Annotated in this window: 27 protein-coding genes and 1 pseudogene; 18 read left to right on the top strand and 10 right to left on the bottom strand. The window is 52.0% G+C overall.

The features are described from left to right. The first annotated feature begins 1 nt into the window (after position 1). The 9 genes from rsxA (at position 2) to gstA (ending at position 9,021) form a co-directional block, all read left to right on the top strand. Positions 2-583: an electron transport complex subunit RsxA gene (rsxA, locus tag SK34_RS17945; protein WP_003029144.1), complete on the top strand. Its 582-nt coding sequence runs from the start codon at positions 2-4 to the stop codon at positions 581-583. Further along, the gene (rsxB, locus tag SK34_RS17940) at positions 583-1,161 is read left to right on the top strand and encodes an electron transport complex subunit RsxB (protein ID WP_003029148.1); all 579 of its coding nucleotides are present in this window, start codon (positions 583-585) and stop codon (positions 1,159-1,161) included. The genes rsxA and rsxB overlap by 1 nt, the downstream gene beginning before the upstream one ends. Then, a complete protein-coding gene (gene rsxC / locus SK34_RS17935; RefSeq protein WP_048233681.1) occupies positions 1,154-3,178 on the top strand; it encodes an electron transport complex subunit RsxC in 2,025 nt (674 codons plus the stop codon). The genes rsxB and rsxC overlap by 8 nt, the downstream gene beginning before the upstream one ends. Further along, entirely contained in the window at positions 3,179-4,231 is a 1,053-nt protein-coding gene (rsxD, locus tag SK34_RS17930) for an electron transport complex subunit RsxD (RefSeq protein WP_016150195.1), read from the top strand. A 9-nt stretch (positions 4,232-4,240) separates the two neighbouring features. Continuing rightward, positions 4,241-4,861 carry an electron transport complex subunit RsxG gene (gene rsxG, locus SK34_RS17925; RefSeq protein WP_003029155.1) on the top strand — a complete coding sequence of 207 codons (621 nt, stop codon included), beginning with the start codon at positions 4,241-4,243 and terminating at the stop codon, positions 4,859-4,861. 3 nt (positions 4,862-4,864) lie between these two features. Beyond that, positions 4,865-5,560 (top strand): electron transport complex subunit E, encoded by a 696-nt coding sequence (locus tag SK34_RS17920; RefSeq protein WP_003843545.1) that lies wholly within the window; start codon positions 4,865-4,867, stop codon positions 5,558-5,560. After that, complete coding sequence (nth, locus tag SK34_RS17915; protein ID WP_048233679.1) at positions 5,557-6,192, top strand: endonuclease III; 636 nt, start codon at positions 5,557-5,559, stop codon at positions 6,190-6,192. The genes SK34_RS17920 and nth overlap by 4 nt, the downstream gene beginning before the upstream one ends. Before the next feature lie 613 nt (positions 6,193-6,805). Further along, a complete protein-coding gene (dtpA, locus tag SK34_RS17910; protein WP_003029162.1) occupies positions 6,806-8,311 on the top strand; it encodes a dipeptide/tripeptide permease DtpA in 1,506 nt (501 codons plus the stop codon). Positions 8,312-8,415: 104 nt separating this feature from the next. Then, complete coding sequence (gene gstA, locus SK34_RS17905; RefSeq protein WP_003029164.1) at positions 8,416-9,021, top strand: glutathione transferase GstA; 606 nt, start codon at positions 8,416-8,418, stop codon at positions 9,019-9,021. An 83-nt stretch (positions 9,022-9,104) separates the two neighbouring features. Here gstA and pdxY read toward each other — a convergent pair whose 3' ends face one another. From pdxY to anmK, 5 genes are all read right to left on the bottom strand, one after another. Continuing rightward, positions 9,105-9,965, bottom strand: coding sequence for a pyridoxal kinase PdxY (gene pdxY, locus SK34_RS17900; RefSeq protein WP_003843540.1), 861 nt, complete (start codon positions 9,963-9,965; stop codon positions 9,105-9,107). A 64-nt stretch (positions 9,966-10,029) separates the two neighbouring features. Next, a complete protein-coding gene (tyrS, locus tag SK34_RS17895) occupies positions 10,030-11,304 on the bottom strand; it encodes a tyrosine--tRNA ligase (RefSeq protein WP_003836431.1) in 1,275 nt (424 codons plus the stop codon). A 126-nt stretch (positions 11,305-11,430) separates the two neighbouring features. Continuing rightward, the gene (gene pdxH / locus SK34_RS17890; protein ID WP_003029169.1) at positions 11,431-12,087 is read right to left on the bottom strand and encodes a pyridoxamine 5'-phosphate oxidase; all 657 of its coding nucleotides are present in this window, start codon (positions 12,085-12,087) and stop codon (positions 11,431-11,433) included. Positions 12,088-12,146: 59 nt separating this feature from the next. Next, positions 12,147-12,476 (bottom strand): C-type lysozyme inhibitor, encoded by a 330-nt coding sequence (gene mliC / locus SK34_RS17885; RefSeq protein ID WP_003029170.1) that lies wholly within the window; start codon positions 12,474-12,476, stop codon positions 12,147-12,149. 87 nt (positions 12,477-12,563) lie between these two features. Continuing rightward, positions 12,564-13,685, bottom strand: coding sequence for an anhydro-N-acetylmuramic acid kinase (gene anmK / locus SK34_RS17880; RefSeq protein ID WP_003029171.1), 1,122 nt, complete (start codon positions 13,683-13,685; stop codon positions 12,564-12,566). A 274-nt stretch (positions 13,686-13,959) separates the two neighbouring features. Here anmK and slyB point away from each other — a divergent pair, with 274 nt between their 5' ends. Continuing rightward, complete coding sequence (gene slyB / locus SK34_RS17875; protein ID WP_003029175.1) at positions 13,960-14,427, top strand: outer membrane lipoprotein SlyB; 468 nt, start codon at positions 13,960-13,962, stop codon at positions 14,425-14,427. Positions 14,428-14,474: 47 nt separating this feature from the next. Here the strand turns inward: slyB and slyA are convergent, their stop codons facing one another. Beyond that, on the bottom strand, positions 14,475-14,915 hold the full coding sequence (gene slyA, locus SK34_RS17870; protein ID WP_019076732.1) for a transcriptional regulator SlyA: 441 nt from the start codon (positions 14,913-14,915) through the stop codon (positions 14,475-14,477). Between the two features lie 192 nt (positions 14,916-15,107). On the opposite strand from slyA, the gene SK34_RS17865 reads away from it, so the two are divergent. The 3 genes and pseudogenes from SK34_RS17865 to SK34_RS17855 all read left to right on the top strand — a co-directional run bounded on the left by SK34_RS17865 (position 15,108) and on the right by SK34_RS17855 (position 18,247). After that, positions 15,108-15,344 carry a DUF1656 domain-containing protein gene (locus SK34_RS17865; protein ID WP_003029180.1) on the top strand — a complete coding sequence of 79 codons (237 nt, stop codon included), beginning with the start codon at positions 15,108-15,110 and terminating at the stop codon, positions 15,342-15,344. A gap of 2 nt (positions 15,345-15,346) precedes the next feature. Beyond that, a complete protein-coding gene (locus tag SK34_RS17860) occupies positions 15,347-16,210 on the top strand; it encodes an efflux RND transporter periplasmic adaptor subunit (protein ID WP_003836440.1) in 864 nt (287 codons plus the stop codon). Next, a pseudogene (locus SK34_RS17855) lies at positions 16,207-18,247 on the top strand (FUSC family protein). Before SK34_RS17860 ends, SK34_RS17855 begins: the two are co-directional and overlap by 4 nt. Here the strand turns inward: SK34_RS17855 and sodC are convergent. The 3 genes from sodC to SK34_RS17840 form a co-directional block, all read right to left on the bottom strand. Then, positions 18,223-18,747 (bottom strand): superoxide dismutase [Cu-Zn] SodC, encoded by a 525-nt coding sequence (gene sodC, locus SK34_RS17850; protein WP_048233676.1) that lies wholly within the window; start codon positions 18,745-18,747, stop codon positions 18,223-18,225. The pseudogene SK34_RS17855 and the gene sodC sit on opposite strands and share 25 nt — an antisense overlap. Positions 18,748-18,828: 81 nt before the next feature. Next, on the bottom strand, positions 18,829-19,725 hold the full coding sequence (locus tag SK34_RS17845; protein WP_003029189.1) for an aldo/keto reductase: 897 nt from the start codon (positions 19,723-19,725) through the stop codon (positions 18,829-18,831). Between the two features lie 49 nt (positions 19,726-19,774). Further along, positions 19,775-20,014 carry a DUF1289 domain-containing protein gene (locus tag SK34_RS17840; protein ID WP_003029191.1) on the bottom strand — a complete coding sequence of 80 codons (240 nt, stop codon included), beginning with the start codon at positions 20,012-20,014 and terminating at the stop codon, positions 19,775-19,777. A gap of 101 nt (positions 20,015-20,115) precedes the next feature. Here SK34_RS17840 and SK34_RS17835 point away from each other — a divergent pair, with 101 nt between their 5' ends. The 4 genes from SK34_RS17835 (at position 20,116) to rnt (ending at position 23,114) form a co-directional block, all read left to right on the top strand. After that, positions 20,116-20,715, top strand: coding sequence for a TetR/AcrR family transcriptional regulator (locus SK34_RS17835; protein WP_016150191.1), 600 nt, complete (start codon positions 20,116-20,118; stop codon positions 20,713-20,715). A 54-nt stretch (positions 20,716-20,769) separates the two neighbouring features. Beyond that, positions 20,770-21,867 carry an alkene reductase gene (locus tag SK34_RS17830; RefSeq protein ID WP_003029197.1) on the top strand — a complete coding sequence of 366 codons (1,098 nt, stop codon included), beginning with the start codon at positions 20,770-20,772 and terminating at the stop codon, positions 21,865-21,867. 97 nt (positions 21,868-21,964) lie between these two features. Then, on the top strand, positions 21,965-22,372 hold the full coding sequence (gene gloA / locus SK34_RS17825; protein ID WP_003029198.1) for a lactoylglutathione lyase: 408 nt from the start codon (positions 21,965-21,967) through the stop codon (positions 22,370-22,372). Positions 22,373-22,466: 94 nt separating this feature from the next. Then, a complete protein-coding gene (gene rnt, locus SK34_RS17820) occupies positions 22,467-23,114 on the top strand; it encodes a ribonuclease T (protein WP_003029200.1) in 648 nt (215 codons plus the stop codon). Between the two features lie 53 nt (positions 23,115-23,167). On the opposite strand, the gene grxD is transcribed toward rnt, so the two are convergent. Beyond that, a complete protein-coding gene (gene grxD, locus SK34_RS17815; RefSeq protein WP_003832760.1) occupies positions 23,168-23,515 on the bottom strand; it encodes a monothiol glutaredoxin 4 in 348 nt (115 codons plus the stop codon). Positions 23,516-23,849: 334 nt separating this feature from the next. Between grxD and SK34_RS17810 the strand changes: the two genes are divergently transcribed. Then, positions 23,850-24,680 (top strand): C40 family peptidase, encoded by an 831-nt coding sequence (locus SK34_RS17810; RefSeq protein ID WP_046670631.1) that lies wholly within the window; start codon positions 23,850-23,852, stop codon positions 24,678-24,680. The last annotated feature ends 22 nt before the right edge of the window (positions 24,681-24,702 follow it).

Here is a 24,702-nt window from a genome sequence, read left to right as displayed (position 1 = left end):
AATGACTGATTACCTGCTGCTGTTTGTCGGAACTGTACTGGTCAATAACTTTGTACTGGTCAAGTTTCTGGGCCTCTGCCCGTTTATGGGCGTTTCCAAAAAACTGGAAACCGCAATGGGTATGGGCCTTGCCACGACGTTTGTCATGACACTGGCATCCATCTGCGCATGGCTGATTGATACCTGGATCCTAATCCCGCTCAATCTCATCTATCTGCGCACGCTGGCTTTTATTCTGGTTATCGCCGTCGTCGTGCAGTTTACCGAAATGGTTGTGCGCAAAACCAGCCCTGCGCTGTACCGCCTGCTGGGGATCTTCCTACCGCTGATCACGACTAACTGCGCAGTGTTAGGTGTGGCGCTGCTGAACATCAACCTCGGCCATAACTTTTTACAGTCGGCGCTATACGGTTTTTCCGCCGCCGTCGGCTTCTCGCTGGTGATGGTACTGTTCGCCGCGATCCGCGAACGCCTCGCCGTGGCGGACGTCCCGGCGCCGTTTCGCGGGAATGCGATTGCGCTGATTACCGCTGGTTTAATGTCATTGGCCTTTATGGGCTTTAGTGGTTTGGTGAAGTTGTAATGAATGCTATCTGGATTGCCGTTGCCGCAGTGAGTGTACTGGGTCTGGCGTTCGGCGCTATTTTGGGGTACGCCTCACGACGTTTTGCCGTTGAAGATGATCCGGTCGTGGAGAAAATTGATGAAATTCTCCCGCAAAGCCAGTGTGGGCAGTGCGGCTATCCGGGCTGTCATCCTTACGCTGAAGCGATCGGCTCTCAGGGTGAAAAAATTAACCGTTGCGCCCCCGGTGGCGAAGCGGTGATGTTAAAAATTGCCGCCCTGCTAAACGTCGATCCGCAGCCTATTGATGGTGATGAACAAGACGTTACGCCGGTGCGTATGCTGGCGGTCATTGATGAAAATAACTGTATCGGGTGCACTAAGTGTATTCAGGCCTGCCCGGTCGATGCGATCGTGGGCGCGACCCGCGCCATGCACACGGTAATGAGCGATCTCTGCACTGGGTGCAACCTGTGTGTTGACCCGTGCCCGACGCAATGCATTGAATTACGCCCGGTAGCCGAGACACCCGATAGCTGGAAATGGGATTTAAACACCATCCCTGTGCGCATCATTCCCGTGGAACAACATGTTTAAGTTATTCTCTGCATTCAGAAAAAATAAAATCTGGGACTTTGATGGTGGCATTCATCCACCAGAAATGAAAACCCAGTCAAACGGAACACCGTTGCGACAGGTTCCGCTGGCACCGCGTTTTGTTATTCCGCTGAAACAACATATTGGTGCGGAGGGTGAACTGTGCGTAAACGTGGGTGACACCGTGCTGCGTGGTCAGGCATTAACCCGCGGGCGTGGCAAAATGCTTCCAGTCCATGCGCCAACATCAGGTACCGTGGTTGCCATTGCCCCGCACTCCACCGCACATCCTTCGGCACTGGCTGAGTTGAGCGTTATCATAGACGCCGATGGCGAAGACCGCTGGATTGAGCGAGACGGCTGGACCGATTACCGCTCCCACAGCCGGGAAGAGCTGATTGCGCGTATTCATCAGTTCGGCGTAGCCGGGCTGGGTGGCGCAGGTTTTCCCACCGGCGTTAAACTGCAGGGCGGCGGAGATAAAATTGAAACGCTGATCATTAACGCCGCTGAATGCGAGCCGTACATTACAGCAGATGACCGCCTGATGCAGGACTGTGCGGCGCAGGTCGTTGAAGGGATCCGCATCCTGGCGCACATTCTTCAGCCACGCGAGATCCTCCTCGGCATAGAAGATAACAAGCCGCAGGCAATATCTATGCTGCGCGCGGTGCTGGCTGATTCACACGACATCAGTTTGCGCGTGATCCCCACCAAGTACCCTTCCGGCGGGGCTAAACAGTTAACACAAATCCTGACTGGCAAGCAGGTTCCCCACGGTGGACGCTCCTCAGATATCGGCGTATTGATGCAAAACGTCGGAACCGCCTATGCAATTAAACGTGCAGTAATTGACGGTGAGCCGATCACCGAACGTGTCGTGACGCTTACCGGTGAAGCCGTCAGCCGCCCGGGCAACGTCTGGGCGCGTTTGGGCACGCCGGTTCGTCATCTGCTCAACGACGCGGGCTTTTGCCCTTCCGCCGACCAGATGGTGATTATGGGCGGACCGCTGATGGGGTTTACGCTGCCATGGCTGGATGTCCCGGTGGTGAAGATTACCAACTGTCTTCTGGCCCCCTCTGCCAGTGAAATGGGTGAAACGCCGGAAGAGAAAGGCTGCATTCGCTGTAGCGCATGCGCCGATGCCTGTCCGGCGGATCTCCTGCCACAACAGCTTTATTGGTTCAGTAAAGGGCAACAGCACGACAAAGCAACGGCCCACAATATCGCCGACTGCATTGAATGCGGTGCCTGCGCCTGGGTATGCCCAAGCAATATTCCGTTGGTGCAGTATTTCCGCCAGGAAAAAGCCGAGATTTACGCCATTAGCCAGGAAGAAAAACGAGCCGCTGAAGCGAAAGCACGGTTTGAAGCCCGACAGGCGCGCCTTGAACGTGAAAAAGCAGCGCGTCTTGAACGCCATAAGAGCGCCGCTGCTCAACCGGCGGCCAAAGACCATGATGCCATTGCCGCCGCGCTGGCTCGCGTAAAAGAAAAACAGGCTCAGGCGCTGCAGCCGGTAGTAATTCAGGCAGGTGAAAAACCTGACAATAGCGCAGTGATTGCCGCACGCGAGGCGCGTAAGGCGCAAGCTCGTGCTTCCCGTAAGGAAAATTCGCCGCAAAGTGAAGGCAGCAGCACGGGTACAGATCCGCGTAAAGCTGCCGTCGAAGCGGCAATTGCTCGCGCCAAAGCCCGCAAGCTCGAACAGCAGGCTGTACCGGAAACAGCCGAGCCGGTTGATCCACGCAAAGCCGCCGTGGAAGCGGCCATCACCCGCGCCAAAGCCCGCAAGCTCGAGCAGCAGGCGGTACCGGAAACAGCCGAATCGGTTGATCCGCGTAAAGCCGCCGTGGAAGCGGCCATTGCCCGCGCCAAGGCCCGCAAGCTCGAGCAGCAAGTGGTAACGGAAACAGCCGAGCCGGTTGATCCACGTAAAGCCGCCGTCGCGGCCGCTATCGCACGCGCTCAGGCAAAGAAAGCCGCACAGCAGCAGGTTGTTAACGAGGAATAAATGGTATTCAGAATAGCAAGCTCCCCTTATACCCATAACCAGCGCCAGACATCACGTATCATGATGTTGGTGTTACTTGCGGCATTGCCGGGGATCGCCGCACAGCTGTGGTTCTTCGGCTGGGGTACGTTGTTCCAGATAGTTCTGGCCGCCATCAGCGCTATCGCCGCCGAAGCGGGCGTGCTTAAACTGCGTAAACAACCCATTGTGCCGATTTTAAAAGACAACTCTGCGTTACTCACCGGGTTGCTGCTGGCCGTGAGTATTCCCCCGCTCGCCCCCTGGTGGATGGTGGTATTGGGCACGGTATTCGCGGTTATCATTGCGAAACAGCTGTATGGCGGTCTCGGTCAGAACCCGTTTAACCCTGCCATGATTGGTTACGTCGTGCTGCTAATCTCATTTCCAGTACAGATGACCAGTTGGCTGCCGCCGCACGAAATTGCGGCTACAGTGCCTGGGTTCTTTGACGCGCTGAACGTTATCCTTAGCGGCCATACCGTCAGCGGTGGGGATATGAATACACTGCGTATGGGCATTGATGGTATCAGCCAGGCAACGCCTCTCGATACCTTTAAGACATCACTGCATGCCGGGCATACCGTTGAACAGGTGATGCAATACCCGATTTACAGCGGTGTGCTGGCAGGCGCGGGCTGGCAGTGGGTTAATCTTGCCTGGCTGGCGGGTGGTATCGTTCTGTTATGGCAGGGGGCGATTCGCTGGCATATCCCGGTTAGCTTCCTGCTGTCGCTCGCCGTTTGCGCCACTCTGGGATGGTTGTTCTCACCTGAGTCACTCGCGTCTCCTCAGTTACACCTGCTTTCCGGCGCAACCATGCTGGGTGCATTTTTTATTCTTACCGACCCCGTTACGGCCTCGACAACTAACCGCGGCCGCCTGATTTTTGGCGCACTTGCGGGGTTGTTAGTATGGTTGATTCGCAGTTTTGGCGGTTATCCTGACGGTGTAGCCTTTGCTGTATTACTGGCAAATATCACGGTTCCCCTGATTGATTATTATACCCGCCCTCGCGTGTACGGACATCGCTAAGGACTCCCAATGCTGAAAACGATTCGTAAACACGGTATTACGCTGGCACTGTTTGCTGCTGGTTCAACGGGATTAACCGCGGCAATCAATCAATTAACCAAGTCCACCATTGATGAACAGGCCGCGCTGCAGCAAAAAGCACTGTTCGATCAGGTGCTACCTGGCGATCGCTACAATAATAACTTGTCTGAGAGCTGTTATCTGGTCAATGCGCAGGCATTGGGCAAAGGTACTCACCGCGTGTATATTGCCCGCCAGGACGACCGTCCCGTTGCAGCAATTCTTGAAGCTACGGCGCCAGATGGGTATTCCGGGGCGATTCAACTGCTGGTCGGTGTCGATTTTACGGGTACCGTGTTGGGTACGCGGGTAACCGAGCATCATGAAACCCCGGGACTGGGCGATAAAATCGAACTGCGACTGTCCGACTGGATCACCCACTTTAGCGGCAAAACGATCGCTACGGGTAACGATGCCCACTGGGCTGTGAAAAAAGACGGCGGCGACTTTGACCAGTTTACTGGCGCAACCATTACGCCGCGGGCGGTAGTGAACGCAGTAAAACGCGCCGGTTTGTATGCGCAGACGCTACCCGCGCAGCTTCCTCAACTTAGCGCCTGTGGAGAATAAACCATGAGCGAAATTAAAGACGTTATTGTCCAGGGGTTATGGAAAAATAACTCCGCGCTTGTGCAGCTACTCGGGATGTGTCCGCTGTTGGCCGTTACCTCTACCGCCACTAACGCGCTGGGGCTGGGGCTCGCGACGACGCTCGTTCTGACGCTGACCAACCTGACGATTTCGGCCCTTCGTCGCTGGACTCCACCTGAAATCCGTATTCCAATTTATGTCATGATCATCGCCTCCGTGGTGAGTGCGGTGCAGATGCTGATCAATGCCTATGCCTTTGGCCTGTATCAGTCTCTGGGCATCTTTATCCCGCTGATTGTGACCAACTGTATTGTTGTTGGCCGCGCAGAGGCCTTCGCCGCCAAAAAAGGCCCTGCATTATCCGCACTCGATGGTTTTTCCATCGGTATGGGGGCGACCGGCGCCATGTTTGTTCTGGGCTCGCTGCGCGAAATAATTGGTAACGGTACACTGTTTGATGGCGCAGACGGTTTATTGGGTAGCTGGGCCAAAGTATTGCGCGTTGAGATCTTCCATACTGATACGCCGTTTCTGCTGGCCATGCTGCCACCAGGCGCGTTTATTGGTCTGGGCTTGATGCTGGCAGTTAAGTACCTGATTGATGAGAGAATGAAGAAACGTCGTGCCGAAGCGGCTGTCGCGGACAGTCCAACTGGTGAAACAGGGAATGTCTCATGAACAAAGCAAAACGTCTGGAAATACTGACTCGCCTGCGGGATAACAACCCGCATCCGACAACCGAGCTTAATTTTACATCGCCGTTTGAACTGCTGATTTCGGTCTTGCTTTCCGCTCAGGCCACCGATGTCAGCGTCAATAAAGCGACGGCTAAACTATACCCCGTCGCCAATACGCCTGCTGCGATGCTGGAGCTCGGAGTTGAAGGTGTTAAGTCCTACATCAAGACAATCGGTTTGTTTAACAGCAAAGCGGAAAACGTAATTAAAACCTGCCGCATTCTGCTGGAACAACATAATGGTGAAGTGCCTGAAGACCGTGCTGCGTTAGAAGCTCTCCCCGGCGTTGGGCGCAAGACGGCTAATGTGGTGTTAAATACCGCCTTTGGCTGGCCCACTATTGCCGTAGATACCCACATTTTCCGGGTATGTAACCGGACACAATTCGCCCCAGGTAAAAACGTCGAGCAGGTAGAAGAAAAGCTACTGAAAGTTGTACCCAGTGAATTTAAAGTCGATTGCCACCACTGGTTAATTCTTCATGGCCGCTACACCTGTATAGCCAGAAAGCCACGTTGTGGTGCCTGTATCATCGAAGATCTCTGCGAATTCAAAGAGAAAGTCGATATCTAATGCTGCCGGGGCATCCTCTTTGCCCCATACATACATAACGTTTAGTTATGCACTCCCTAAAGTTTCTTTTCCCGACAATGATGCCATTCAATTGCTCAAATCTAATGCAATATTCTTGTTAATTAACACCTGAACAGGTTAATCGTTTTTTTAGCAAAAGAAATTTCTATCTATACGTGATCCAGATCATCCAGCTAACACAATGTTAATAATTTTTTATTTTTTAGTTAAGGTGACAATTGGATGACCTAACTGCACAGTTTATAAACAAAACATTACACTGCCTATTTTTCAGATAATGGCCTATATCACTGGATTCAACCTTAAATAGCAGAACATATCGCCACGTTGCGGTTTTAGCGGTGATTAAACAGTGTAAAAATCTGCCATTTTACAAATGAAGAAATTTAACGCTAGATAACATTTCTCAGCCCCGACGATTTCACCAGCCATGATATATGTAACAGATTATTACAAACCACTTGTCTGAATGGTCAAGATAGTGAACATTACTTGCCGTTTCCCCTCCCACTATAACAATCGGACGGATGAACTTGACTCATCACGTACCTGAACACCCCCGTTGATATGGGATGTAAAAAAAGAGGTAAAAGTGTCTACTGCAAACAATAAACCAACAGAAAGCGTAAGTTTAAACGCCTTCAAACAACCAAAAGCGTTCTATCTCATTTTCTCTATTGAGCTGTGGGAACGTTTTGGTTATTACGGCCTGCAAGGGATCATGGCCGTCTACCTGGTTAAACAACTGGGCATGTCAGAAGCGGATTCCATCACCCTTTTCTCCTCCTTTAGCGCCCTGGTATATGGCCTGGTTGCGATTGGCGGCTGGTTAGGTGATAAAGTTCTGGGTACAAAACGCGTCATTATGCTGGGTGCCGTTGTCCTGGCCATTGGTTATGCGCTGGTAGCATGGTCCGGTCACGATGCGGGTATCGTTTATATGGGCATGGCGGCTATCGCGGTCGGTAACGGCCTGTTTAAAGCAAACCCATCCTCCCTGCTCTCTACCTGCTATGCCAAAGATGACCCGCGTCTTGATGGTGCATTTACCATGTACTACATGTCCGTCAACATCGGTTCATTCTTCTCTATGCTGGCAACGCCATGGTTAGCTGCGCGTTACGGCTGGAGCACCGCGTTTGCGCTGAGCGTCGTGGGTATGCTGATTACCGTTGTTAACTTCGCATTCTGTCAGCGCTGGGTTAAACAATACGGTTCTAAACCTGACTTTGAACCAATCAACTTCCGTAACCTGCTGCTGACTATCGTTGGCGTTGTGGTTCTGATCGCGATTGCGACCTGGCTGCTGCACAACCAGCAGATCGCACGTATGGTTCTGGGTGTAATTGCTATCGGTATCGTGTTTATCTTCGGTAAAGAAGCCTTCACCATGAAAGGCGCTGCACGTCGTAAAATGATCGTCGCCTTCATTCTGATGCTGGAAGCGATTATCTTCTTCGTGCTGTACAGCCAGATGCCGACCTCACTGAACTTCTTTGCGATTCGTAACGTTGAGCACTCTATTCTTGGCATTGCTTTCGAACCTGAACAGTACCAGGCGCTGAACCCCTTCTGGATCATCATTGGTAGCCCAATCCTCGCCGCTATCTATAACAAGATGGGCGATACCCTGCCGATGCCGACCAAGTTTGCGATTGGTATGGTGCTGTGTTCCGGTGCATTCCTGATCCTGCCGCTGGGCGCGAAATTCGCTACCGATGCGGGCATCGTTTCCGTTAACTGGCTGATTATCTGCTATGGCCTGCAAAGTATCGGTGAGCTGATGATCTCCGGTCTGGGTCTGGCAATGGTGGCACAGCTGGTTCCGCAACGCCTGATGGGCTTCATCATGGGTAGCTGGTTCCTGACCACTGCCGGTGCAAACATCATCGGTGGCTACGTCGCTAACATGATGGCTGTACCAGAGAACGTGACTGACCCGCTGATGTCCCTTGAAGTCTACGGTCGTGTGTTCCTGCAGATTGGTGTTGCGACGGCTGTTATCGCTGTTCTGATGCTGCTGACGGCTCCGAAACTGAACCGTATGACTCAGGATGACGAAGCCGATGAGAAAGCCGCTAAGGCCGCGACAGCGTAATTCTCAGGGAAACTCATTTTCAGGCCGCTAACTGTTGTTAGCGGCTTTTTTTTTGCATGAGGTAGCACTACCATACGATATACCTCAGCCAAAAGGAGTTACCGATGAAACTGTTCTACAAACCGGGCGCTTGTTCTCTCGCTTCCCACATCACACTTCGTGAGAGCGGTAAAGATTTCACGCTGGATGGTGTTGATCTGATGAAGAAACGTCTGGAAAATGGCGATGATTTTTTCGCGGTAAACCCAAAAGGGCAAGTTCCCGCACTGCTGCTGGATGACGGTACGCTACTTACCGAAGGTGTCGCCATCATGCAATACCTGGCGGACAGCGTGCCAGACCGTCAGCTCCTTGCCCCTACCAGCAGCCTCTCCCGTTACAAAACCATCGAATGGCTTAACTACATTGCGACAGAACTGCATAAAGGCTTTACGCCACTGTTCCGTCCCGATACGCCGGAAGACTTCAAGCCAACCGTTCGCGCGCTGCTGGAGAAAAAAATGCAGTATGTGAACGACTCGCTAAAAGATAACCAATGGATCTGCGGCCCGCGCTTCAGCATCGCCGATGCCTACCTGTTTACCGTACTGCGTTGGGCCTATGCTGTTAAGCTGAATATGGCAGGATTAAGCCATATCGACGCGTATATGGCGCGTATGGCTGAACGCCCGGCGGTTGCCGCGGCGCTTAAAGCAGAAGGGTTAAATTAATTGTTGTTGCCGGGTGGTGCTTGCGCTTGCCCGGCCTACAGCTAAAAATATGCCCGATAAGCGCGAACGCCATCGGGCATTGATTACAGCTGCGTTGCGCTGAAGTAGTGTTCAGGCTTGGCAATGCGATCCTGCGCGGCCACCACCTGCAACTCATACTCGTGCATCTCTTTGGTGGCGATCATCACTTCGTACACTGCCGCAGTCACATGCTCAAGCGCCTGCTGTAAAGACGCGCCCTGTAACAGTTTCACCAGCAACAAGCCACTGGTAACATCACCCACACCAACCGGTTGACGTGCGCCAAAATCGACCAGCGGGCGACTGATATGCCACGCCTGTTCAGCGGTGACCAGCAGCATCTCGAAACGGTCGGTGCTAATACCTGCGCGTGCCAGATGCTTCACCAGTACAATTTCAGGTCCCTGAGCGATCAGTTCACGCGCCGCCGCAACAGCCTCATCAACATTGTTCACCGCATGCTCGCACAGAATTTCGAGCTCAACCAAATTCGGGGCAATAATGTCACTAGCCGGAAGCGCATGACGTACATGAAATTCCGCCACACCCGGAGCTACGATACACCCCTTTTCAGGGTGTCCCATCACCGGATCGCAAAAGTATTTTGCCTGCGGGTTGGCCGCTTTTACTTTACGTACAATACCCAGAATATGCTCGCCCTGTTCAGCGGAGCCAAGATAGCCGCTCAGTACTGCGTCACAGGTCTGGAGTTTATCAATATCAGCAATGCCCTGGACAATTTCAGTCAGGTGGCTCGGCGGCATAACGCAACCGGTCCATTTGCCATACTGCGTGTGGTTTGAAAACTGGACGGTATTCAACGGCCAGACGTTTGCGCCAAGACGACGCATCGGAAATTCTGCTGCACTGTTGCCCGCATGGCCAAAAACAACGTGGGACTGGATGGCGAGGATATTCTTCATTTTACTTACCACAACCCTGAAAAAATAAAGGGGCGTAGTTTCCCACGCCCCTGCTAACTCAATCTTACTTCCAGCAAATCAGACAATAGTTCTTCTTGCCACGGCGCAGTAAGGTATAGCGCCCAAACAGGATATCACTCTCCTGGAAGAAATATTCCGGATCGGACTGCTTCTCACCGTTGATGGTCACTGCGTTAGACGCAATGGTCTTACGGGCCTGACCGCGAGAAGGTTGCAGTTCGGAGTCCACCAGCGCCTGCATCAAATCGGCACCTTTGTCCATCTCGATCATCGGCACGCCATCCTGCGCCAGCTGTTCGAAATCTGCTTCACTCAAATCGCTGAGATTGCCGTTGAACAAGCTTTCGGTAATGCGTTTTGCCGCGACCAGACCTTCTTCACCGTGAACCAGACGCGTAACCTGTTCGGCCAGAACATACTGGGCACGCGGCGCTTTACCGCTGTTTTTATCTTCTTCTTCCAGCGCATTGATCTCTTCAATGTCCATGAAAGTGAAGAATTTCAGGAAGCGATAAACGTCCGCATCTGCGGTGTTAATCCAGAACTGGTAGAATTTATACGGACTGGTTTTCTTCGGATCCAGCCACACTGCGCCGCCTTCCGTCTTACCGAACTTGGTGCCATCAGCTTTAGTAATCAGCGGAACGGTCAGACCAAACACCTGATTCTGATGCAGACGACGGGTCAAATCGATACCCGAAGTAATGTTACCCCACTGGTCAGAACCACCAATCTGCAGCGCCACGCCGTGTAGTTTATTCAGGCAGGCAAAGTCATAACCCTGCAGCAGGTTGTAAGAAAACTCAGTAAAGGAGATCCCCTGATCGTCACGGTTCAGACGCTGCTTAACCGCTTCTTTGTTGATCATCTGGTTGACGGAGAAGTGTTTGCCGATATCACGCAGGAAAGTCAGTACGTTCATACTGCCAAACCAGTCGTAGTTGTTCGCAGCAATCGCCGAGTTGTCGCCACAGTCGAAATCGAGGAACGGTGCAACCTGTTTGCGGATTTTATCCACCCACTCCTGCACAGTGTCTTCGGTATTCAGTTTACGCTCGGCGGCTTTAAAGCTCGGGTCACCAATCAGACCGGTTGCGCCACCTACCAGTGCGACAGGCTTATGGCCTGCCTGCTGGAAGCGTTTCAGGCATAACAATGGAACCAGATGCCCCAAATGCAAGCTGTCAGCGGTAGGATCGAAGCCGCAATAGAGCGCGATCGGGCCTTGCGCCAGTCGCTCTGCTAACGCTTCCTCGTCCGTCACCTGGGCCACCAGCCCCCGCTCTTGCAATTGTTTAATCAAGTTACTGCTTGCCATCAAAATCTCCATGTATAAAACGACTGCACCTTTGCCGGTACACGACTTTTCGCCTGATGCGAAAGAAACATAGAATAAAGCGCCGGATTGATCAGCACCAGCGCTTAAAACAAGAAATTTGCATCTTTAGGGGGCCAGGCGATCAATTTTCCACGCGTTATCTTCGCGTTGGTATAAAAAACGATCGTGTAAGCGGTTTTCACCACCTTGCCAGAACTCCATTTGCTCAATACTCACGCGAAAGCCGCCCCAGAAACTGGGCAGTGGAACTTCTCCTTGTTGAAACTTCTGCTTCAGTTCGAGAAATTTACTTTCGAGAATACCACGAGCTGAGATCCTGCTGGATTGCTTAGAGACCCAGGCGCCAATCTGGCTGTCACGTGGGCGACTGTGGAAGTATTTCACTACTTCTAACGTGGAGAGACGCTCAGCCTTGCCGATCACCATCACCTGCCGTTCCAGCGTATGCCAGGGAAATAAAAGGCTGATGCGTGGATTTTTCTCGATCTGATGCGCCTTTCGGCTGCCAAGGTTGGTATAGAACACCAGCCCTTTGTCATCATAATGTTTGAGTAACACGATACGCTGATACGGCTGGCCATTTTCATCGACGGTCGCAACGACCATCGCGGTGGGATCGGCCAGTTTGGCGTCACAGGCTTGCCCCAGCCAGCGCTCAAACAGCGCAAGGGGTTCGGCGGGAAGATCGCGGCGGCGAAGACCGCCTTTCGTGTATTCACGGCGCAGATGCGCGATTTGCTGCAATTCGTCGTTATCAGACATGATGTTGGGCTACGGATTGTCAGTGGGTGACGCTATTGTGCGCCGCCCAGGTGAAAATCTCAACGCTTCGGGTTCTGTAACTGACAGTTATTTAGCACAATTCTGTCTCGTTTATAGACCGTTGCCTCGTCGCCTTTAGACCAGAAAACGTAGATCCCATCGGTATAGCGCGCACCTGATGCCGACACGCCCTGTTTGAGGTTCAATAGCTGATTATCATAAACAAAGCTTGCCGTCTGGCGGGTATTGTTCAGCTTGACGGTAAGCGGTTTTTCGTCGCAGCGGTATTCGAGCGTATCCGTTTGCATACGCTCAACAAATTGGTTGTATACGCTACACCCGCTAAGCAGTACCGGCAGACACACTAACAATAGTTTTTTCATAGCCATATCCTGAAGACTTTCCTGGTCCCGGAGGGTAATGGAACCCTCCCTAATATCCCTAGTTTACCGGCATACGGTGCTGAATAATTTCAGTTAACTCTGAGTTCGTGGGTTAGCAGGATAAATCGCCCCTAAAACGCTCGGCTCTGATGCGCCAGTCACAGAAGGCAGATTTCCAGGTAATCCGGCCAGTGTCCGCCACGCCAGCCAGGCAAAGGCTAACGCTTCCATATCATCGCCGCTGATCCCGGCTTCATCAGTTGAGGTGACCTCTGTTCCCGGCAATAGTGCCGCCAGACGCATCATCAGCAGCGGATTACGGCTTCCTCCACCGCAGACCATGAGCCGTTCACAACCGCCGCTTAGCAAGACCTGCTCTGAAATGGTCACCGCGGTCAGTTCGGCAAGCGTCGCCTGCACATCCCGCGGACTAATCCCCGGGAACTGCACCAGATGACGTTCTATCCAGCCATAATTGAAATACTCACGACCAGTGCTTTTCGGCGCAGGCGCGGAGAAATAAGGGTCGTTAAGCATATTTTGCAGTAACGGCAGGATAACCATTCCCGAAATGGCCCACTGCGCATCTTTGTCGTAAGGTTGACCGCATTGCCGCCAGATCCAGGCATCCATCAGCATATTGCCCGGCCCGGTGTCGTATCCGCGAACGGGTTGTTGCGGAATAAGCAGAGACAGATTGGCAATCCCGCCGATGTTTAACACCATCCGCCGTTCCGTTGGATGTGCCAGCAGTGCCTGATGAAACGCGGGAACGAGCGGTGCACCCTGCCCGCCAAGGGCGATATCACGTCGACGAAAATCGCCGACTACGGTTATCCCTGTACGCGCAACAATCTGGTTGTTATCGCCAATTTGCAGCGTGTGTGGCGCAGCACCGTTCGGTTCATGCCACACGGTTTGCCCGTGGCAACCAATCGCAACGATATCCTGCGGTTTCAATTTTTCTTGCGCCAATAACGCATTCACTGCCTCAGCAAATAAATAACCGAGCTGTGCGTCCAACTGACCAAACTGAGAAAGTGTAAGCTGCTGCCCCTGGCAGATATCCAGAATCGCTTGTTTAACATGAATGGGGATGGGCCAGGTCAGACTCGCCTGCTGCGCAACCATCGTTTCATCTATTGTCGCCAGCACAACATCGACGCCATCAAGGCTGGTTCCAGACATTACACCGATAAAACGGCCCGATTTCATAGGTCATCCTTTTAAGCAAATTAGCCTTGACACTCAACCATAAAGTGTCGACTAATGCCATGCTTCCTTAATGATTTTTGGTGGCTAATCATTACAATGATCGTTTAATTACATCAATTACATGAATGATTCGTTTATACTCGGTTGATCCGATTTCGGTTAAGATTTTCATATTGTTCCAGTAGAACATGTGATCTTAGGCTCACAAATGCCATATAATTTAACCATGAAGGGTGCTTTATTAGCGTTTCGTGGTGACAAAGGAGATTTGTAAATGATTAAACGTGTGCTGATTGTTTCATTAATGGGCGTATCTTTAGCGGGTTGCGTTAACAATGATAGCCTTTCAGGTGACGTGTATACCGCATCCGAAGCGAAACAAGTTCAGAACGTTACCTACGGTACGATTGTTCATGTTCGTCCGGTGCAAATCCAGGGTGGCGATGACGCAAACGTGATTGGTGCTATTGGTGGTGCGGTACTCGGCGGGTTCCTCGGTAACACCGTCGGCGGCGGTACGGGTCGTTCATTAGCGACGGCTGCAGGCGCAGTTGCCGGTGGCGTAGCGGGTCAAGGCGTACAAGGTGCGATGAATAAAACCCAGGGTGTGGAACTGGAAATCCGTAAGGATGATGGTAATACCATCATGGTGGTTCAGAAACAGGGTGCGACCAAGTTTTCAGCCGGCCAGCGCGTTGTTATGGCTAACAACGGCAGCCAGGTTACCGTGTCTCCACGCTAATCTAATTCACGTGTGGTCAGACCCTGGCCACACGTCATTTTTTTGCTTCAGCCCTGTGACTGCAGCTCAATAATATTGTGTTCCAGCCTGGCGACCAGTTTAATCAGCAGATCAATTTCCTCAGCTGAAATCCCTTCCAAAATTTCTCCACGCGTCTTGTTGATAACCGCTTCCATATCAGCGATCAGCGGCTCTGCTTTTTCTGTCAGTTTAATTCTCTTTGCCCGGCGATCGCTGGCGCAAGTCTGTCGTGAAATGAGTCCCTTTTCCTCTAACTGGTCAAGCGTACGTACCAACGAAGGCTGCTCGATGCCAATCGCTTTAGCCAACTGAATCTGCGATTGATCCGGCGGCAACTGATGAATGTTGTGCAGCGTAACCCAATGCGTCTGCGTCAACTCCAGAGGTTTCAGGCGATGGTCAATCAGAGCACGCCAAATGCGCACCAACCGTGCCAGATCAGAACCTAATGGCGATTCCAATTTCATCTCCTTATAATTAGCTTGCTAAGTTATTGTGCTGATTTTAGAATAGTGTGCAGCATTTGTATTCCCAAAACAAATGTATTGCCAAATTTGCTTACCGGCTGACATTTTTTCAGACATCATGCGTTACGGAGACTCATTGTCTCTTTTTTGCTAAACCTATAGCAATGCTCTCTTCCGCCAAGGATTTTGCCCGTGAAGTTTATGTTTAATGCAACAGGATTGCCCCTACAAGATTTAATGATCGGCGCATCTGTCTACTTCCCTCCTGTTTTCAAGGCGATTGTAGCAGGCTTTATTCTCTGGTTGGTTGTTCATCGCCTACTGCGCGACTGGATTTACTCTGGCGAAATCTGGCATCCCTTGTTAATGGATCTGTCACTCTTTACGCTTTGCGTATGTCTGGCCTTTGTTATGCTGATAGCGTGGTGATTATGTCGCTTAAAACCGTTAAATACTTCTCCACTATTATAGTCGCTGCAATCGCAGTTTTCGCCGGATGGTGGATGTGGAATTACTATATGCAATCGCCCTGGACACGTGATGGCAAAGTGCGAGCTGAGCAGGTCAGCATTACGCCACAGGTGTCAGGTAGCATTAGCGAACTCTATATAAAAGATAACCAGTTTGTGAATAAAGGCGATGTCCTTTTTATTATCGACAAGACACCATTTCACATTGCTGAACTGAATGCGCAAGCGCAACTTGCAAAAGCGCAGTCTGACCTGGCGAAAGCCAATAACGAAGCCAACCGCCGCCGTCATTTATCGCAAAATTACATCTCAGCCGAGGATCTGGATACCGCAAATCTCAACGTGAAAGCCATGCAGGCGAGTGTTGAAGCAGCAGAGGCCAGTCTGCGTCAGGCACAATGGCAATTGACGCAAACGGTGGTCAAAGCCCCCGTAGCGGGCTGGGTCACCAATCTTTCAACCCGTCCCGGAGACTACGCTTCAACCGGGAAACCTCTGTTTGCTCTCGTCGACAGTCACTCTTTTTATGTAATGGGGTATTTTGAAGAAACTAAGTTGCGCCACATTCGCGAAGGTGCACCTGCCCTCATCACGCTCTACAGCGGTGATATAAAGTTACAGGGTCACGTTTCCAGTATTGGTCGTGCTATCTACGATCAAAGTGTGGAAAGTGATTCCGGCCTGATTCCAGATATCAAGCCCAACGTGCCGTGGGTGCGTCTGGCGCAGCGTATCCCGGTACGCATCGAATTCGACGCCCTGCCGCGGGATGTCACGCTGGTATCAGGTACAACCTGCAGCGTATCCATCGGCCAGCGTAAATGAAACTACCCCGCCTGACACCTGGCAATTTGCCGTGGTTTAAAGCCACGGCGGCACAGTGGCGTTATGCGCTGCGTAACACCATTGCGATGTGTCTGGCGTTAACTTTTGCTTATTATCTGAATCTGGACGAACCCTATTGGGCGATGACCTCAGCGGCGGTGGTCAGTTTTCCCACCGTTGGCGGGGTTATCAGCAAAAGTCTGGGGCGCGTGGCGGGGAGCTTACTGGGTGCCACCGCCGCATTGATTATTGCCGGTCATACCCTTAATGAGCCGTGGTTGTTCTTGCTGAGCATGTCGGTGTGGATCGGTTTTTGTACCTGGGCCTGTGCGCATTTCACCAATAACGTTGCCTACGCCTTTCAACTGGCAGGTTATACGGCGGCAATCATTGCGTTTCCCATGGTCAATACCGTGGAAATTACGCAGTTATGGGATATCGCGCAGGCACGCGTGTGCGAAGTCATCGTCGGTATCTTGTGTGGCGGTGTGATGATGATGATCCTGCCCAGCACCTCCGATGGCATCACGTTACTGACTGCATTGAAAAACATGCATTCACGTTTACTGGAACATGCCAGCCTACTCTGGCAACCAGAAACCACGGACGCCATTCGCACAGCCCATGAAGGTGTTATCGGTCAGATTCTTACCATGAACCTGCTGCGTATTCAGGCGTTCTGGAGCCACTACCGTTTTCGCCGACAAAATGCTTTGCTCAATTCGCTGTTGCATCAACAGTTAAGGATGACCAGCGTGATTTCCAGTCTGCGCAGGATGCTGCTGAACTGGCCTAATCCCCCGTCCAATACCCGGGAAATTATCGAGCAGTTGCTCAGCGAACTGATAAAATCAAATGCTAATAGCTACACCGTTGCACGTATTATTGCCCCACTGCGACCCGTCGATGCACGCGACTATCGACACGTCGCCTTCTGGCAACGACTGCGTTATTTTTGTCGGCTCTACCTGCGCAGCAGTCATTATCTGCATTTACTGGAAAATGGCGTTACCGCCGAGCGTATTAATATCGTCCGCACGCCGGGGCTTGCCCGTCATACCGATAATGCGGAAGCTATCTGGAGCGGGTTACGTACGTTCTGTACTTTGATGCTTATCGGCGCATGGAGCATTGGCGCACAATGGGAATCAGGCTCTGGCGCCCTCACGCTCGCCGCCATCAGCAGTGTGCTGTATTCCGCCGTTGCCACGCCGTTCAAGTCGCTTTCTTTGCTGATGCGCACACTGGTTCTGCTGTCGCTGTTTAGCTTTGTGGTTAAGTTTGGCCTGATGGTGCAAATTTCCGACCTCTGGCAATTCATTCTTTTTCTCTTCCCGCTACTCGCCACCATGCAACTGTTGAAGCTGCAAATGCCAGCCCTGGCAGGTCTTTGGGGGCAACTGATTGTATTTATGGGTTCGTTTATCGCGGTGACCAATCCGCCGGTATATGATTTTGCTGATTTCCTGAATGACAATATGGCGAAAATCGCTGGCGTGGCGCTGTCATGGCTGGCCTTCGCCATTCTGCGGCCCGGTTCGGATGCACGGAAAAGTCGCCGCCATATTCGCGCCCTGCGCCGGGATTTTGTCGATCAGCTCAGCCGACACCCATCACTCAGTGAAAACGAATTTGAATCGCTGACCTATCATCACGTCAGCCAGCTCAGCAGCAGTCAGGATGCGCTGGCGCGACGCTGGTTATTACGTTGGGGGGTCGTATTGCTGAACTGCTCGCACGTGGTGTGGCAACTGCGCACCTGGGAGGCGCGTTCGGATCCGCTGGCTCGCGTCAGGGACGTGTGTATCTCTCTGCTGCGCGATGTAATGAGCGAGCGTGGCGTCCAGCAACGACCACTGAATGCCACGCTGAGTGAGCTACAACGCATCTGCGATACGCTTGCCCACCATCATCAACCTGCTGCACAGGAGTTATCGGCATTGGTCTGGCGGCTACACTGCTCGCTTTCACAACTCGAACAGGCGCCACCGCCGGGCACTCTCAGTAGTTGATTATTTGATAACACCACAGGCGTAGCGCGCTCCGCCACCGCCAAGCGGTTTCGGTTGATCGGACATATTATCGCCGCCCACATGGATCATCAGCGCTTTGCCTTTAACCTCATCGAGGGTTTTGAGGCGCGGCGCAATGACCGGTGTTATGGCGTTTCCGTCGTTATTCACCACCAGCAGCGGCAGGTCACCCATATGACCTGCGCCTTCCGGGCCTTCGTGTTTGCCGGTTTGGTGCGGATCATAATGGCCTCCAGCCGATTCCGCGGCTGAGGCTTTCCCTTCTTTAATCGCCGGTTGGCAGCTGCCGTTCATATGCACGTGGAAGCCATGTTCTCCCGGCGGCAACGCTTTCAGATCGGGCGAAAACTCCAGCCCCTTTGCGGTTTCAGCAATAGTGACCGTACCAATCGCCTGGCCAACGCCTTGCGACGTGACCAGATTCATCGTCACTTTTTCTTCAATGGCAGCCTGCGCACCTGCACAGGCGAGTAGAGTGATGATGGCCAAACTCAAACGCTTCATAAGACCTCCGTCCAAAAGGTGTCTGATTGTTAAGTGTAAACCAGTGACGCAATTTTGAACGGAGATGCACCAAAAACACGATTAAGGTACGTCGTAACCCAGTGCAGCTTTACGAATGCGGAACCATTGCTGGCGAGACATGTTCAGCGTCTCAGACTCAATGGCGGCGCGTACGCGCTCTATTTTTCCTGAGCCAATAATCGGCAGCGGCTGAGACGGCAAACGTAAAATCCAGGCGTACACCACCTGCTCAATAGACTGCGCGTTTAACTCTTCTGCGATCGCGGCAAGTTCATTTCGTAATGGCTGGAACGCATCGTCATTAAACAAGCGACCGCCGCCGAGGCAGGACCAGGCCATTGGACGAATACGCAACTGTTGCAGTTGATCTAAAGTGCCATCCAGCAGGAGCGGCTGATGTACCGGAGAGATTTCAACCTGGTTGGTCGCCAGCGTAAACGGCAGACGCGATTGCAACAATGAGAACTGTGCCGGGGTGAAATTAGAGACACCAAAGTGACGCACTTTGCCACTGTGGTGCAATTTTTTGAAAGCGTCGGCGACGTCGTCAGCATCCATAAGCGGATCGGGGCGGTGGATCAGCAACAGATCAATATGATCGGTCGCCAGCAGCTTCAGCGATTCTTCCGCACTGGCAATAATATGCGCGCTGTCGGTAATGTAATGGCCCAGCGCATTTTCCGCGCGCGCCGTCGTCGCGATCCCGCATTTGGTCACAATCTGCATTTTTTCACGCAAATGGGGAGCCAGTTTCATAGCCTCACCAAACGCCGCTTCACACTGGTATCCACCGTAGATATCGGCGTGATCGACGGTGGTCACGCCCAGATCCAGATGCTCTTCAATAAAGCTGACTAGCTGGCGCGCGGACATATTCCAGTCCATCAGGCGCCAGTACCCCATCACAAAGCGAGAAAATTCCGGGCCTTGCGGCGCAATAGTAATACGCTGAACCATAGCAGCTTCCTTTTAAGTGAATGTGCCTCGAGTATACGCAATTACGCTTTTAAAAGAGTGAAGGTTGTTGCGGTTCTTCCGAAGGGTTGGCTTTGTTCGCTCGTAATTTACGCATCAGGCGCTGACGACAAAGCCGTAGCACTTCCTGCTTTTGGGCATCGCTCATCTTTTGCCAGTTAAAACGCTCATCCCGACTGCGAAAACAGCCACGGCAAAATCCGCGTTCGTCAGACTGACATATTCCACGGCATGGGCTCTGGACGGGGAAAAACTCCAGCTGTTCGGCCACATCCCCTCCTTTAGTAAGATTGATATACTTATTGAAGACGTTAACTGAATTTCTCGCAAGCGCTATTGCATTAGACCGACTGGTCTATTACACTCCTTTTCATGAACAAAATCACTGAACACGATACACGCGAACATCTGCTGGCGACTGGCGAACTGCTGTGTATGCAGCGCGGCTTCACCGGCATGGGTTTAAGCGAACTACTGAAAACCGCTGAAGTACCCAAAGGTTCGTTTTATCATTACTTTCGCTCTAAAGAAGCGTTCGGTGTCGCGATGCTGGAACGCCACTACGCGGCCTATCATCAGCGACTGGCTACACACTTTGATACGGGTGCGGGAAACTACCGCGACCGCATTCTGGCCTACTATCAGGAAACCCTGAACCAGTTTAGCCAGCACGGCATTATTAGCGGCTGTTTAACTGTAAAACTGTCTGCCGAAGTGTGCGATCTGTCAGAAGATATGCGCACAGCGATGGATAAAGGCGCGCGGCACATTATTGTGCTGTTAGCGCAGGCGCTGGAGAAAGGTCAGGCCAACCATTGCCTGTCTTTTGTTGGCGAGCCGTTACAGCAGGCGCAGGTACTGTATGCGCTGTGGCTTGGCGCCAACCTGCAGGCCAAGATTTCTCGTAGCGCCACTCCGCTGGAAAATGCGCTGGCGCACGTTAAAAACATCATCACAACGCCTGCCGTTTAACAGGCGTTTTTATTTTCCTTATTACTAGACGACCGGTCTATTCAGGAGTGCCACATGTCATCTGAAAAACTGTTTTCCCCACTGAAAGTGGGTGCCATTACGGCAGCAAACCGCGTATTCATGGCGCCACTGACGCGTCTGCGCAGTATTGAGCCTGGCGACATCCCTACTCCGCTGATGGCCGAGTATTACCGTCAACGCGCCAGCGCGGGTCTTATTATCAGCGAAGCGACGCAGATTTCCGCACAGGCGAAAGGTTATGCCGGAGCACCCGGCTTACACAGCGAAGCGCAAATTGCCGCATGGAAGAAAATCACCGCTGCCGTACACGCTGAGCAAGGTCATATTGCTGTCCAGTTGTGGCACACCGGACGCATCTCTCACGCCAGTCTGCAGCCAAATGGTCAAGCTCCAGTTGCACCTTCCGCGATCAGTGCTGGAACCCGCACCTCGCTGCGCGATGAAAACGGCCTGGCAACGCGTGCCGATACCTCAATGCCACGTGCGCTGGAAACCGAAGAGATTCCGGGCATCGTTAATGACTTCCGTCAGGCGATAGCCAACGCGCGCGAAGCGGGTTTCGACATGGTTGAACTGCACTCTGCCCACGGCTACCTGCTGCACCAGTTCCTGTCGCCAACCTCTAATCAGCGAACCGATCAATACGGCGGTAGCGTCGAAAATCGTGCGCGTCTTGTGCTGGAAGTGGTTGATGCCGGTATTAAAGAATGGGGTGCCGATCGTATTGGTATTCGCGTCTCCCCGATTGGCTCATTCCAGAACGTTGACAACGGTCCGAACGAAGAAGCCGATGCGCTGTATCTGATTGAACAATTGGGCAAGCGTGGAATCGCTTACCTGCACATGTCTGAGCCGGACTGGGCCGGTGGCGAGCCGTATTCCGATGCGTTCCGCGAAAAAGTTCGCGCGCGCTTCCACGGTCCTATCATTGGTGCTGGTGCCTACACCCCTGAAAAGGCAGAAGCGCTGATCGAGAAAGGTCTGATCGACGCCGTTGCTTTTGGTCGTGCCTATATTGCTAACCCGGATCTGGTGGCGCGTCTGCAACGCAAAGCGGAGCTGAATCCACAACGTGCTGAGAGCTTCTACGGCGGCGGCGCGGAAGGTTACACCGACTATCCTACCCTCTAACGTCACAATCTCCGTTCTGCCATTGATAGCGGCGTAACAACGCCGCTATACTAAAACAACATTTTGAATGTATTAGCCATTTTCGAAGGGGAAAAAGATGCGTTTACTCCATACCATGCTGCGCGTGGGTGACCTGCAGCGTTCCATCGAGTTTTATACCAACGTGCTGGGCATGAAGCTGCTGCGTACCAGCGAAAACCCTGAATACAAGTACTCTCTGGCTTTTGTCGGCTACGGTCCTGAAACCAGTGAAGCCGTAATCGAACTGACCTATAACTGGGGTGTCGACAAGTATGAGCTGGGTACTGCCTATGGCCATATCGCCCTGAGCGTAGACAACGCGGCTGAAGCCTGTGAACGTATTCGCCAGAATGGCGGTAACGTAACGCGTGAAGCGGGTCCGGTAAAAGGCGGCACCACAGTGATTGCGTTCGTTGAAGATCCGGACGGCTATAAAATTGAGCTGATCGAAGAGAAAGACGCCGGGCGCGGCCTGGGCGACTAACCTCCCCTCGGGCGCAGATCGTCTGTGCCCGTAGTTTTATACTCATCATTTTGCCATAATACGCGCTGCAATTTTCCCGTATTAAGAGACCCAGATGTCCGATAACGCTCAACTTTCCGGTCTGTGTGACCGTTTTCGTGGTTTTTATCCTGTCGTCATTGATGTCGAAACCGCAGGGTTCAATGCCAAAACCGATGCGCTGCTTGAGATTGCAGCCATCACACTGAAAATGGATGAACAAGGCTGGCTGATGCCGGACACGACGTTACATTTCCACGTAGAGCCGTTTGAAGGCGCGAATCTGCAGCCGGAGGCCCTCGCCTTTAACGGTATTGACCCGAACAATCCGCTACGCGGCGCGGTCAGCGAATATGACGCTCTGCATGCCATCTTCAAAATGGTGCGTAAAGGCATTAAAGACAGCGGCTGCAATCGGGCAATCATGGTGGCGCATAACGCTACGTTCGACCACAGTTTCATGATGGCAGCGGCAGAACGCGCCTCGCTGAAACGGAATCCGTTTCATCCGTTTGTCACCTTTGATACGGCGGCATTAAGCGGTCTGTCATTGGGGCAAACGGTGTTGTCAAAAGCGTGCCTGGCGGCGGGAATGGAGTTTGACGGGAATCAGGCACACTCGGCACTGTATGACACCGAACGTACGGCCGTGCTGTTTTGCGAAATCGTTAACCGCTGGAAACGTCTCGGTGGTTGGCCTCTTCCCGTGCCTGAAGAAGCATAACGGCGACATAAAAAAAGCGACCATTTCAGGTCGCTTTTTTACTTCTGCTGATATTACTCAGCGTCCGGCTCTTCGGTTTTGTATTTCGCAGCTGTTTCTTTAATCAGCTGCTGCAACTCACCGCGCTGGTACATTTCGATCAAAATGTCACAACCGCCAACCAGCTCACCATCAACCCACAGTTGTGGGAAAGTTGGCCAGTTTGCGTATTTCGGCAGTTCGGCGCGAATATCCGGGTTCTGCAGAATATCAACGTAAGCAAAGCGTTCACCACAGGCTGACAGCGCCTGCACAGCCTGAGCGGAGAAACCGCAGCTTGGCAGTTTAGGAGAACCTTTCATGTACAGGAGAATCGGGTTTTCAGCGATCTGGCGCTGGATTTTTTCGATAGTGGTGCTCATTATCTTGCTTCCTTAAACTTCTTTTACGGCAGTAGTCTGACATTGTAACGGGTCAGACAGGCAACGGAAAATAACATTTTCATTACGCGTTATTATTTTATCCCCTGACGCTAAAAGTTGCATTCATAATCTCACTTATCCCCTTCAAACATGTGGTTTTGATTATCTGTTCACCAACTCCAACGTTAATTGATGTTTTTTTTTGCGGTCGGTTACGAAACATAGTTTTAAACAAAAAAAGCTATTAACTTTCCCTCTTTCTATAGATTAGAATCGTCAAGTTTTGAAAATCACACGCAGGCACGATAGACCTGCCTTACCAGAGGACTGCTCAGTGGCGCGGATAAACCGAATCTCGATCACGCTCTGTGCTTTACTTTTTACTACACTGCCCTTTACGCCTATGGCTCATGCTTCCAAGCAAGCCAGGGCGACACCTACCAATTCTCACACCATCAAAACGGTAGATAAAAAGAAAAGCGCAACAACCAGCCAAAAAACAACAAAGACCAGCAAGAAAACGGCGACAAAAACCACCAGTAAAACCAGCACCAAAACCGCTTCCTCTTCTAAAAAACGCACTGCCACTCCGGCAAAGTCGACTAAAACTGCAAATCGTCGTGGTAAAACTGCCGTAGCACAAACCGCAGCCGTTACCTGGACTGAAAAATGCACACCGCGCAAAGGTCATAAACCACGCTGCGTGAAGGTGAAAACCACTGCACCAACTACGCTTGCTGACGCCCATAAAGTGAAAGTGCAGAAAGCGACTAAAACCGCTATGTCCACCTTGATGAACCAAATCGGTAAACCTTATCGTTGGGGCGGCACCTCGCCAAGAACCGGGTTTGACTGCAGCGGTCTGGTTTATTACGCCTATAAAGATCTGGTGAAGTTCCGCATTCCGCGTACCGCGAACGAAATGTATCATCTGCGTGATGCCGCACCGATTGAACGTGGCGAACTGAAAAATGGCGATCTGGTCTTCTTTCGTACCCAAGGTCGCGGAACAGCCGATCACGTCGGCGTCTACGTCGGAAACGGTAAGTTTATTCAGTCACCGCGTAGCGGGCAGGAAATTCAAATCACCTCTCTGAGCGAAGATTACTGGCAGCGCCACTATGTGGGCGCTCGTCGGGTAATGACGCCAAAAACAATTCGCTAAAAACTTACCCTACAGAACATGC

It is taken from the genome of Citrobacter sp. MGH104 (genome assembly GCF_001034485.1).
GTDB lineage: Bacteria > Pseudomonadota > Gammaproteobacteria > Enterobacterales > Enterobacteriaceae > Citrobacter > Citrobacter freundii.
Note: the sequence above shows the minus strand (reverse complement) of the source record. Positions and strands in the feature narration are given on the sequence as shown.

Bases quoted from the DNA above. Each gene is read 5' to 3' on its own strand.
- rsxA (WP_003029144.1), top strand. From the start codon at position 2: ATGACTGATTACCTGCTGCTGTTTGTCGGAACTGTACTGGTCAATAAC.
- rsxB (WP_003029148.1), top strand. From the start codon at position 583: ATGAATGCTATCTGGATTGCCGTTGCCGCAGTGAGTGTACTGGGTCTG.
- rsxC (WP_048233681.1), top strand. From the start codon at position 1,154: ATGTTTAAGTTATTCTCTGCATTCAGAAAAAATAAAATCTGGGACTTT.
- rsxD (WP_016150195.1), top strand. From the start codon at position 3,179: ATGGTATTCAGAATAGCAAGCTCCCCTTATACCCATAACCAGCGCCAG.
- rsxG (WP_003029155.1), top strand. From the start codon at position 4,241: ATGCTGAAAACGATTCGTAAACACGGTATTACGCTGGCACTGTTTGCT.
- SK34_RS17920 (WP_003843545.1), top strand. From the start codon at position 4,865: ATGAGCGAAATTAAAGACGTTATTGTCCAGGGGTTATGGAAAAATAAC.
- nth (WP_048233679.1), top strand. From the start codon at position 5,557: ATGAACAAAGCAAAACGTCTGGAAATACTGACTCGCCTGCGGGATAAC.
- gstA (WP_003029164.1), top strand. From the start codon at position 8,416: ATGAAACTGTTCTACAAACCGGGCGCTTGTTCTCTCGCTTCCCACATC.
- pdxY (WP_003843540.1), bottom strand. From the start codon at position 9,965: ATGAAGAATATCCTCGCCATCCAGTCCCACGTTGTTTTTGGCCATGCG.
- tyrS (WP_003836431.1), bottom strand. From the start codon at position 11,304: ATGGCAAGCAGTAACTTGATTAAACAATTGCAAGAGCGGGGGCTGGTG.
- pdxH (WP_003029169.1), bottom strand. From the start codon at position 12,087: ATGTCTGATAACGACGAATTGCAGCAAATCGCGCATCTGCGCCGTGAA.
- mliC (WP_003029170.1), bottom strand. From the start codon at position 12,476: ATGGCTATGAAAAAACTATTGTTAGTGTGTCTGCCGGTACTGCTTAGC.
- anmK (WP_003029171.1), bottom strand. From the start codon at position 13,685: ATGAAATCGGGCCGTTTTATCGGTGTAATGTCTGGAACCAGCCTTGAT.
- slyB (WP_003029175.1), top strand. From the start codon at position 13,960: ATGATTAAACGTGTGCTGATTGTTTCATTAATGGGCGTATCTTTAGCG.
- slyA (WP_019076732.1), bottom strand. From the start codon at position 14,915: ATGAAATTGGAATCGCCATTAGGTTCTGATCTGGCACGGTTGGTGCGC.
- SK34_RS17860 (WP_003836440.1), top strand. From the start codon at position 15,347: ATGTCGCTTAAAACCGTTAAATACTTCTCCACTATTATAGTCGCTGCA.
- sodC (WP_048233676.1), bottom strand. From the start codon at position 18,747: ATGAAGCGTTTGAGTTTGGCCATCATCACTCTACTCGCCTGTGCAGGT.
- SK34_RS17845 (WP_003029189.1), bottom strand. From the start codon at position 19,725: ATGGTTCAGCGTATTACTATTGCGCCGCAAGGCCCGGAATTTTCTCGC.
- SK34_RS17835 (WP_016150191.1), top strand. From the start codon at position 20,116: ATGAACAAAATCACTGAACACGATACACGCGAACATCTGCTGGCGACT.
- SK34_RS17830 (WP_003029197.1), top strand. From the start codon at position 20,770: ATGTCATCTGAAAAACTGTTTTCCCCACTGAAAGTGGGTGCCATTACG.
- gloA (WP_003029198.1), top strand. From the start codon at position 21,965: ATGCGTTTACTCCATACCATGCTGCGCGTGGGTGACCTGCAGCGTTCC.
- rnt (WP_003029200.1), top strand. From the start codon at position 22,467: ATGTCCGATAACGCTCAACTTTCCGGTCTGTGTGACCGTTTTCGTGGT.
- grxD (WP_003832760.1), bottom strand. From the start codon at position 23,515: ATGAGCACCACTATCGAAAAAATCCAGCGCCAGATCGCTGAAAACCCG.